The sequence below is a fragment of the Moorena sp. SIO3A2 genome, assembly GCF_010672265.1.
GTDB classification, from domain to species: domain Bacteria; phylum Cyanobacteriota; class Cyanobacteriia; order Cyanobacteriales; family Coleofasciculaceae; genus Moorena; species Moorena producens.
Window position 1 is genome coordinate 344630 of record NZ_JAAHHC010000006.1, and the last position, 7475, is coordinate 352104.

Sequence of the window (7475 nt, forward strand, 5' to 3'; positions counted from 1 at the left end):
CTCAATATTGTTAGCTTAGAGAATTGCTCTAATTGTCACCAGTATTCCCTCCAAACTGAGTAACGACATCAGTGGAAATAGGGGATTATTGAATTAACGACGAAGCAAGCTAATAACAGGTTTACACCAACCACTTTACGTTGTCTACTTATGGTTAGCGTGAATAAAGTCAAAGCTTACTGCTGACAACCTATGGGAATCCTGCTTGATGAGTGCGCCCCACGACTAAGTTAAAATAGAGGCGTAAAGCTGAAACAAGATCATTCCAATGACAGTCCGACAACCTCGATACAGCAAAGAAGAATTTGCTCGACGTGGTGATGAAATCTACGAAACTCAGGTGCGTCCAAAGGTCGAAGCAGGGAATCACGGCAAGATTGTTGCCATTGATATTGAAACAGGCGATTTTGAGGTTGACCCAAGGGAAATAGCCGCTTGCGATCGCCTCGAAGCCCGTAACCCAGATGCTCAGAGGATATCTGAAAAGTTTTTTGATACTGAATTTTGCCCCCCTAGCCCCCCAATTCTGGGGGGAACAAGAATCAATTTGCTGGTAGAAGTCCCCCAAAATTGGGGGACCAACGGGGGCTTGGATGTAGCAAATGAGACTTTTCAGACAACCTCTCAAATCTGGATAGTCCGGATTGGTTCACGCTATGTTCGTCGGTTCGGTGGACGTGGAAAAAGAACGGGATGATTAGAGGAAATGTTAATGCAGACTTTGAACCCATTATTCCCATTTCAATTTATGGCTTGAATGGTAAAATTTACACTCAAGCGGCAATCATAGATACAGGGTTTAATGGTTGGCTTTCACTGTCTCCAGATTTGATTACTCAGTTAAATCTGAGATGGAAAAGGCGAGGACGCGCTCTTCTTGGGGATGGTAGTGAATGTATTTTTAATGTGTATGAGGTAGTTATCCTATGGGACGGATTCTCTCTAACAATTCCCATCGATGAAGCTGATTCAGAACCACTTGTTGGAATGTCATTGATGGAAGCGATGCAGCGCGGTCTTGGGGGTTACCCCCATGAGCGACTGCATCAAGACAGGCTATCAACTCATGATTCAAGTCTTTGAAGGAGGCAACGTAGAACTCCACAAAGTCAATGCACTCTAACTAATCACTACATCTTTCGCACTATCTCCCGTTCTTTGTAATTATCTATTAATTATCTAGGGATGATGGTCAATAGTAAATCGTCAATTCTAATTAGATTCAGTATCTAGGAATAAGGGGAAATCGTCCTCCCTACTCCCTACTCCCTACTCCCTACTCCCTACTCCCTGCTCCCTACTCCCTACTCCCTGTTCCCTTTGCTATATATGATCTAATTACTCATAACTAGCAACATCAAGTATTCTATTAAGAGCAACGCTTTCATCTGAAATGTATTCCTGAGAAAAATGGTAATAACTGTTAGGCTCATTATCAGGAATCACGCCATTAACCACCAAGCCCAGAACAGTCTGACCAGACTGCTCCAAAAGGCGAAAGCAGCACTACCAGAATCTACCACTCCAGGTCGGGAAACTAACAGCACACCATCGGTCATTTTTCCTAAGATAGGAGCATCAGCAGCAACGTTTAAAGAAGGGGTATCAATAATCACAAAGTCGTAACGACTAGCAACATGGTTAATCAATGAAGCCATGCGCTGGGAATCCAGAAGCACTGCTGGATTAGGAGGTACTACTCCAGAGGTCAGGACATCCAGAGTCTCGATTACTGGTTTAATGGCATCCCCCAAGTTAACCTGATTCACAAGCATATTGCTCAAGCCCACTTCATTGGACAAATCCCAGATCCGATGTTGAACAGGCTTATGGAGATCAGCATCGATTAGCAATACCTTACTTCCTCGCTGAGCAATCACTGCTGCTAAATTAGCAGACACCGTTGACTTACCTTCTTGAGGTAAGGAACTAGTCACAGTCACCGCCTTGAGGGCTTTATCTGAACTCAAAAACTTGAGATTTGCTTGCAGCATCCGATAGGATTCACTGATGGGAGACCGAGGCGTATTCCGAACAATAACTTGGGGGGTAAATGGATCTAAAACTTCCTGTGATGGATTTAATAATTGAGTTTTACTAAAGTGGGGAATCACACCCAGCAAGGTAAATTTAAATAATTGCTTAACGTCTTTGGCGTTGCTGAATTAAGGAATGAATTCGCGATCATCTGGTGAAAGTTAAAGCCCCCTAAATCCCCCAACTTTGCGGTGCGACCCAAGGGCGATTTACTCGCCCTAGGAGGCGCGCACCGGAAGGGACTTTGAAGGTCTTATTCCCCCCAGAATTGGGGGGTTAGGGGGGCAAAACCATACCCAGAATAAGCAACGCCACGTCTTTAATGGTTTTCAGAGATTTATCTCTTGTTTCTAAAATCTAAATAATTGCTGCGGTCGCAAACAGTCCCTGAAAGCAAGCAGCAATATAGGCTATTTTAGCAGAATAAATCGGAATCATCGGCACCTGAGCCCCTGCAATAATGCGGGCATTACCCATGTTTTGATTTTCCGCTACCTGAATTTCTCCAAGCTTATTTAGCAACAGAGAATAGGTGGATTGGGACACATCAAGTTGCCGTTCTAACTCGCGCTGCTGTTGTTCCAGTCTAGGGAGATCGTTAAGTCTTTTTCGGTAAGCGGTTTGGGCATTGACTAAGGCTTTTGTCTGATTAGCCAAACCTAAACGAGCTGCTTCTAATTCTACTAGCTCTTTAGTAAGCATTCAGCCGTCAGCCGTCAGCCGTGAGCTAAAGGCTCAAGCTGCTTGAGGTGCTTTTTGGCACAGGCTTTGGCCTTGGCCTTTTGGCCTTTTGGCCACGCTACGCGAACGGCCACGCGTGCGCGTTTGGCCACGCTGTGCGAACGACGCTGGGACTTCACTCAGCATTATTCCAATGCTTACTTGTTGTCTTGATGCAATAGCGAGTGGGGGAAACCCCCAAGACCGCGCTGCATCGCTTATTCAAAAGCTGAGAGCTGAGAGCTGAGAGCTGAGAGCTGAGAGCTGAGAGCTGAGAGCTGAGAGCTGAATACTTACGCTCTTTAGTCAGGTCTTGTTGTAACTCTCCTAGTTTAAAAAGCTGGCTAGCAGGTTTCGGCTTAGCATTAGAAACCTGTTTTACTCGCTGGTTTAGGATACCTTTTAGGCTGGCTACCTTACTTTCTAACTTAGCAATTGTGGGATGGGTGGATTGGAAACGGTTACGCTCTAGGGCCAGTTCGACTTCCACTTGGCGCAATTCTTGGAGTGCCTCCTGCACCTCAGGAGACTGTTTAAGAGCTGTAAGAGCTACAGCTTGTTTGGAGTTCATGCCCAATCGTTTTTGGAGCGATTCGTACTGGGCATTGACATCAGCCATTTTAGACTGATTTTGAGCAATTTCCTTTTGCAAATCTGTCAGGACTTCGATAGCTGAGCGAGCTTCTGCGTCTAAAGATATCACTTGATTTTCTTGTTTGAACTGACGCAAAGCTGCTTCTGTTTTACTAACAGTAGCTTCTGCTTGAGGTAACTGTTTCTCAATAAACTTCCGAGCAGCTACAGCTTCAGCCCGTTGAAAATCTAAGTGATTTTCTAAATAGATAGTCATTAGTTGATTAACAACTGCTGCTGCTTCTTTAGGGTCTTGAGATTGGTAAGATACTTCCAGAAGATCAGTTTTCCGAATATTGGTAACACTGACATTGTGCAAAAAGTCTTTAATTGCTAAAGGTTGCCCCTGATTATCTTTAAGATTTAGTGCGGTGATTGTCTTTTGAGCCAGAGGCTCAGACATCATGATGTTGGCTTCTGTATCTAGAGGATTACTTTGGTCTACCAGAGGTTGTAAAATACCGATTTCTTTACCTACCTCGGTAACTGAAGACGTGGTATTAAGCCGCTTAAATAACAGCAATCCTTGGGCTACATATACCGGCTTTTGCAATGATGCCACCAGAGACATAATCACAGAAACTGATACAAAAATACCGGAAGCTGGTAGCCAACGTCGCTTCAGGATCCACCAATATTGTTCAAACCTTGAGGATTCAGGAGATTCCATAAATAGCTCAAGAAAAAATTGTTTAAGTACCTGATGCTTATTTAGGGATATCCTAGCCCAACCAATAGTCTCAATTGTGCCAATACGCCAATTTGAGTACTGTTTGTTGAAGGTTGGCTGGTTGAAGGTTGAATGTTGAAGGTTGAAGGTTGAATGTTGAAGGTTGAAGGTTTAATCGGGTTAATCGAGTTAAAGGTTGAACGCGATCGCGTGGCCTTTTGGCCAAGGTTGAAGGTTGAAGGGTTAATCGGCTTGATGGTTGGCTGGTTGAAGGGTTAATCGGCTTGATGGTTGGCTGGTTGAAGGGTTAATTGGGTTGGCTGGTTGAAGGGTTAATTGGGTTGATGCTTGAATGTTGGCTGTTCGCTGTCAACTTTAAACCTACCCTACTTCAGAGGCCAAAGGCAAACAACCACATAACCTACCCTACACCGAACGCCAAAGGCGAACAACTAAATAACCTTGGCCAATAGGCCATGCGATCGCGTTCAACCAGCCAACCTTGGCCAAAAGGCCACGCGATCGCGTTCAACCAGCCAACCTTGGCCAAAAGGCCACGCGATCGCGTTCAACCAGCCAACCTTGGCCAAAAGGCCACGCGATCGCGTTCAACCAGCCAACCTTCAACCAAATAACCTTCAACCTTCAACCAAATAACCTTCAACCAAATAACCTTCAACCTTCAACCAAATAACCTTCAACCTTCAACCAGCTAACCTTCAACCTTCAACCTTCAACCTTCAACCCGATTAACCCGATTAAACCTTCAACAAACTGTAATAGTATTTCCAATAGGCTGAAAAATTGCCGGATTTGACGAGATTCTTACCATAGCACCTGTTTGTATGTCCCAGCACTATTACATTTCTCCCCGGTTTATCGATAAACTGGCAGTTCACATCACTAAAAACTTCCTTGACATACCCCATGTCCGTGTGCCTCTAATTTTGGGAATTCATGGACGGAAGGGGGAGGGTAAGTCCTTTCAGTGTGAGCTTGTGTTCGAGCGCATGGGAATTGAAGCGGTTCATATGTCTTCTGGTGAGCTAGAAAGCCCAGATGCTGGGGATCCAGCCCGTCTGATCCGCTTGCGCTACCGAGAAACGGCTGAAATGATCCGAGTCAAGGGTAAGATGTGTGTGCTGATGATTAATGACTTGGATGCTGGGGCGGGACGGTTCGATGAACGAACCCAATATACGGTAAATACCCAGCTGGTGCATGGGACTTTGATGAACATTGCTGATAATCCTACCAATGTCCAACTTCCAGGGAGTTATGACTCACAACCGATCCACCGAGTACCGATTATTGTCACTGGTAATGATTTTTCTACTCTGTATGCGCCCTTGACTCGGGATGGTCGGATGAGCAAATTCTACTGGGAGCCCAACCGAGAAGACCGGATTGGTATTGTTAGTGGTATCTTTCACGGAGATGGACTCTCTAGCGGGGAGATTGAACAACTGATTGATACCTTCGACAATCAAGCGATTGATTTCTTCAGTGCTTTGCGATCGCGTATTTACGATGAACAAATCCGTAAGTTTATTTATGATATTGGTATAGACCGAGTTTCTTCTCGTGTAGTCAACAGTAAGCAAGGACCGCCCAAATTTGAAACACCAAACTTTAGCATCTCCCGCTTAATTGAGTTTGGAGAACTGATTAAAGCTGAGCAGCAACGGTTGGAGCTCAGCGGACTAGCTAGGGAGTACAATCAAGTCCCCTCCCTGACGAGCCCAGCAAGTAATACAAATACTAATACAAATAGTAATTCTCATATCCCAACCCCTGACCAACCTCAAGCAAACCACAAGGCACCTCTATCCAATCCAGTCATCAGTGAGTCAACTAGCCCTAAGGTCGCCAACGGGTTAAATCAATGTCAGATAGGACAGCACAACGGTAGCAAAAAGCCCTTAGATCTAGGATTAGATCTAGAAACCCAAGAGCAGATTGGAGAGCTTTTGGCTCAAGGTTACCGCCTAACCCTAGAATACGGCAATGAGCGTCGCGTTAAGAATAATGCTTGGAAAAGTGGGAATCCATTACCAGAAAACAATGTATCGGAAGCGATCGCAGCTTTGACAGAACGCTTAGGGGAGCATAAGGGTGAGTATGTGCGCCTAATTGGTATCGACACCAAAGCCAAGCGGCGGGTTATCGAAAAGATTATCCAACGTCCTTGATATCTTTACGTAAGCATTCAGCTATCAGCTATCAGCTATCAGCTGATGGGTAAATCCCTAGACTTTCAATTCTCATTAATCTGGAACTATAGCAATTCTATATCCCATAAGGTACAAATTGATCCCCCTAAATCCCCCTTAATAAGGGCGACTTTGAGGTTGATAATTCTACCTCATAACTGCGATAAACGCTATATTAAATTCTCCCTTTTGAAGTTTATTTTCAGCTGACGGCTGACAGCTGACGGCTGACAGCTGACGGCTGACAGCTGACGGCTGACAGCTGACATCTTTACAATTAACCAATCCACAATTTTAACATGACTAATGACAATAACTTGATTTACTCCTACCCACCCCTAAAAGCTGGAACTTTACTCAAACGCTACAAACGCTTTCTTGCGGATATTGAACTGCCATCAGGGGAAATTATTACTGCTCACTGCGCCAACACTGGCCCAATGATCGGAGTATCAACCATTGGCTCTGCTGTACAAGTGTCCCATAGTGATAACCCAAAGCGGAAGTTACCATACACTTGGGAAATGATTCAGGTCAAGGACAATGAACCAACTTGGGTAGGGGTTAATACGGCTTTACCTAATCGAGTGATTAAGTTAGCGTTGGAACAAAAAGTGATTCCAGAATTAGCCGACAGCTACAGCGAAATCCGCCCTGAGGTGCGTTACGGAAAAGAAAGGAAAAGCCGCGTAGATTTTTTACTGACTGGCTCAGATCGTCCGATTTATTTAGAAGTTAAAAGTGCTACCTTAGCTGAAGAGAATCGTGCTTTATTTCCTGATACAGTTACTACTCGTGGACAAAAACATTTGCAAGAACTGATGGCAGTACTTCCCGAAGCACGAGCGGTGATGCTTTATTTTATTAATCGTGCTGATTGTTTGCACTTTTATCCTGGTGATAACTATGACCCAGACTATGGTAAACTCTTAAGGGAAGCAGTTAGCAAGGGTTTGGAAGTGTTGCCTTGTCGCTTTGAAATTACCCCGTCAGGAGTTCGCTATTTGGGGTTAGCAACCTTTGAGTGTTGAGGGTGTTAGTAGGTTATGTATAATTTGGAGTTGTTAATAAAATCCCTTAGGTAAAGGCAATAGGCAATAGGCAATAGGCAATAGGCAATAGTGAAAAAATCTTGTGTACCTCATAGCTATTATAAACGCTATAGAGGTGCGCTTGACCTTGGCGAATTTAATTCGCCAAGA

At 44.4% G+C, this 7475-nt stretch carries 9 protein-coding genes and 1 pseudogene; 5 read left to right on the top strand and 5 right to left on the bottom strand.

From position 1 onward, the window contains the following. Positions 1–268: 268 nt before the first annotated feature. Together F6K64_RS09335 and F6K64_RS09340 are read left to right on the top strand one after the other, a co-directional pair. Positions 269–469, top strand: a pseudogene (locus F6K64_RS09335) (hypothetical protein); the annotation flags it as partial. A 224-nt stretch (positions 470–693) separates the two neighbouring features. Beyond that, on the top strand, positions 694–1083 hold the full coding sequence (locus F6K64_RS09340) for a hypothetical protein (RefSeq protein WP_008188729.1): 390 nt from the start codon (positions 694–696) through the stop codon (positions 1081–1083). 359 nt (positions 1084–1442) lie between these two features. On the opposite strand, the gene F6K64_RS09345 is transcribed toward F6K64_RS09340, so the two are convergent. The 4 genes from F6K64_RS09345 to F6K64_RS09360 all read right to left on the bottom strand — a co-directional run bounded on the left by F6K64_RS09345 (position 1443) and on the right by F6K64_RS09360 (position 4286). Beyond that, complete coding sequence (locus F6K64_RS09345; protein ID WP_229414732.1) at positions 1443–2114, bottom strand: CpsD/CapB family tyrosine-protein kinase; 672 nt, start codon at positions 2112–2114, stop codon at positions 1443–1445. 280 nt (positions 2115–2394) lie between these two features. Then, on the bottom strand, positions 2395–2739 hold the full coding sequence (locus F6K64_RS09350; protein WP_008188731.1) for a GNVR domain-containing protein: 345 nt from the start codon (positions 2737–2739) through the stop codon (positions 2395–2397). Positions 2740–2893: 154 nt separating this feature from the next. After that, complete coding sequence (locus F6K64_RS09355) at positions 2894–4060, bottom strand: GumC family protein (RefSeq protein ID WP_008188733.1); 1167 nt, start codon at positions 4058–4060, stop codon at positions 2894–2896. A gap of 70 nt (positions 4061–4130) precedes the next feature. Continuing rightward, positions 4131–4286, bottom strand: a complete 156-nt coding sequence (locus tag F6K64_RS09360; RefSeq protein WP_154659927.1) for a hypothetical protein — start codon at positions 4284–4286, stop codon at positions 4131–4133. Between the two features lie 236 nt (positions 4287–4522). Here F6K64_RS09360 and F6K64_RS09365 point away from each other — a divergent pair, with 236 nt between their 5' ends. Both F6K64_RS09365 and F6K64_RS09370 read left to right on the top strand, forming a co-directional pair. Beyond that, on the top strand, positions 4523–4717 hold the full coding sequence (locus F6K64_RS09365) for a hypothetical protein (RefSeq protein WP_154659928.1): 195 nt from the start codon (positions 4523–4525) through the stop codon (positions 4715–4717). A gap of 188 nt (positions 4718–4905) precedes the next feature. Further along, positions 4906–6252, top strand: a complete 1347-nt coding sequence (locus tag F6K64_RS09370; protein WP_008188739.1) for a RuBisCO small subunit-like domain-containing protein — start codon at positions 4906–4908, stop codon at positions 6250–6252. A 168-nt stretch (positions 6253–6420) separates the two neighbouring features. Here the strand turns inward: F6K64_RS09370 and F6K64_RS09375 are convergent, their stop codons facing one another. Then, the gene (locus F6K64_RS09375) at positions 6421–6558 is read right to left on the bottom strand and encodes a hypothetical protein (RefSeq protein WP_154659929.1); all 138 of its coding nucleotides are present in this window, start codon (positions 6556–6558) and stop codon (positions 6421–6423) included. Between the two features lie 14 nt (positions 6559–6572). Here F6K64_RS09375 and sfsA point away from each other — a divergent pair, with 14 nt between their 5' ends. Further along, positions 6573–7304, top strand: a complete 732-nt coding sequence (gene sfsA / locus F6K64_RS09380) for a DNA/RNA nuclease SfsA (RefSeq protein ID WP_008188741.1) — start codon at positions 6573–6575, stop codon at positions 7302–7304. Positions 7305–7475: the final 171 nt, after the last annotated feature.